Here is a 1,609-nt window from a genome sequence, read left to right as displayed (position 1 = left end):
GACAAAAAATTATTTAACACAGTAACAGCCACTAAAATTTATGATTTCTTTGATATAGATTCAGAAAATGCTATTCCAAGAAAAGATCCTCACTATCGTACTTAATTGTTTAATTTAGGCTAAAATGAAATTCTCTTTTAATAGGGGTATGAAGATGAGAAAGCGTTTAAAAGACTATAGCCTTGATCAAATTTCAAATCGTGAAAAGGTTTCGGGTCAAGTATTACCAATCCAATTTAGCAATGACGAAGCGACTAAACGTGTTGTGATGCATAGTGCAAAACGAGTCATTAATCAGCATAAAGCTGAAATCCAAGAGCTTGCTTATAAATGAGTTTGATTAGCTCAACATTCGTCATTGCTGTGCATGATGAGATCCTATTACAAACTGGCGTAGGGCGAATAGGCTGTCATATTGAAAAGCTAGAAAGCGTATTAAGCCGTATAGATCAGCAGATGTATTACAGTAATGTAAGCGACATTTTTGAGATCGCAGCATGGTTTGGTATAGCTATCTCAAAAGGTCATGCTTTTGTTGATGGTAATAAAAGAACTGGTTTAGCTGTAATGCTGACTTATCTCGAAATTCAAGGTGTTACCATTCAGGAACAAACAGGTTTAGATGATTTGATGGTCGATATTGTTGAATCACAAGAAGAACATGAATTATTAGCCAAAATTGTGGCTGAATTCTTATACGAGCTTTCGATAATTTAAACTAAGAAATCAGAATCTGAATATTTGGATCATCGATATTCGATAAAAGATTCTTATAAATTAAATAATTTTCATCCTCTCGGCAGATAAAAAATACTTCTGCAACATGATCATATTGAGGCAACATAGAGAGTATAGTGCCAATCGCAATTTCAGCAGCCTTTTGAGGTGGAAAACCATAAACACCTGTACTAATACATGGAAAAGAAACAGTGAGTGCATGAATTTCATTAGCTTTGAATAGTGCATTACTATAAGCATCACAAAGCAATTGTGGCTCATTGTGTTCGCCATCTAACCATCGTGGTCCAACCGCATGAATAAGGTATTTAGCAGGCAGATTACCTGCTGTTGTTACTTCTGCTTGACCTGTAGGGCATCCACCTTTTTCTTGATTTAGACGAACACATTCTTCTTTCATCAATGGTCCAGCTTTTTTATGAATTACATAATCAAGTCCCCCACCACCAAGCAAAGATTTATTTGCTGAGTTAACGATGGCATGTACAGCAAAAGCTGTTATATCTGCTTGGATGAGATGGACTTTTTTCATAATTAGTTTTATAGAATACCCTTTTGTTTCTTATATTCAGTAATGATTGTTCCTAATTCTGGTTCAAATAATTTGATATATTCATCAGATAGACCTCTACTACTAGATGGATGTGGTAAGCACACAACTTGGCATTGTTCAAAATTATCAAAGTAAACTTTAAATCGAGTACCATCAAAATCTGTTTTTTGTACCATTTTTAAGGGTTCTATTTCTGGACCAACAATAGCAGTAAACCTATCCCAAACATCTATATTTCTCAGAAAATTAATAAGCTTACTACCCATAAATAAAATTACTTTGGGTCTCAAAACTTCAATATGAAAAAAGTCCATCTCA

3 protein-coding genes and 1 pseudogene are annotated in these 1,609 nt (G+C 34.2%); 2 read left to right on the top strand and 2 right to left on the bottom strand.

Annotated features, from left to right (window positions below; all coding sequences use genetic code 11):
* Positions 1–154: 154 nt before the first annotated feature.
* Together J582_RS25095 and J582_RS25090 are read left to right on the top strand one after the other, a co-directional pair.
* Positions 155–334 carry a hypothetical protein gene (locus tag J582_RS25095; RefSeq protein ID WP_001231652.1) on the top strand — a complete coding sequence of 60 codons (180 nt, stop codon included), beginning with the start codon at positions 155–157 and terminating at the stop codon, positions 332–334.
* Entirely contained in the window at positions 331–717 is a 387-nt protein-coding gene (locus J582_RS25090; protein WP_000053135.1) for a type II toxin-antitoxin system death-on-curing family toxin, read from the top strand. Before J582_RS25095 ends, J582_RS25090 begins: the two co-directional genes overlap by 4 nt.
* A gap of 1 nt (position 718) precedes the next feature.
* Here J582_RS25090 and J582_RS25085 read toward each other — a convergent pair whose 3' ends face one another.
* On the bottom strand, positions 719–1,270 hold the full coding sequence (locus J582_RS25085; protein ID WP_000755487.1) for a macro domain-containing protein: 552 nt from the start codon (positions 1,268–1,270) through the stop codon (positions 719–721).
* 8 nt (positions 1,271–1,278) lie between these two features.
* Positions 1,279–1,609 (bottom strand): annotated as a pseudogene (locus J582_RS25080) (hypothetical protein); the annotation flags it as partial.

The sequence above is a fragment of the Acinetobacter sp. 1566109 genome, from assembly GCF_000582255.1.
GTDB classification, from domain to species: Bacteria; Pseudomonadota; Gammaproteobacteria; order Pseudomonadales; family Moraxellaceae; genus Acinetobacter; species Acinetobacter nosocomialis.
Note: the sequence above shows the minus strand (reverse complement) of the source record. Positions and strands in the feature narration are given on the sequence as shown.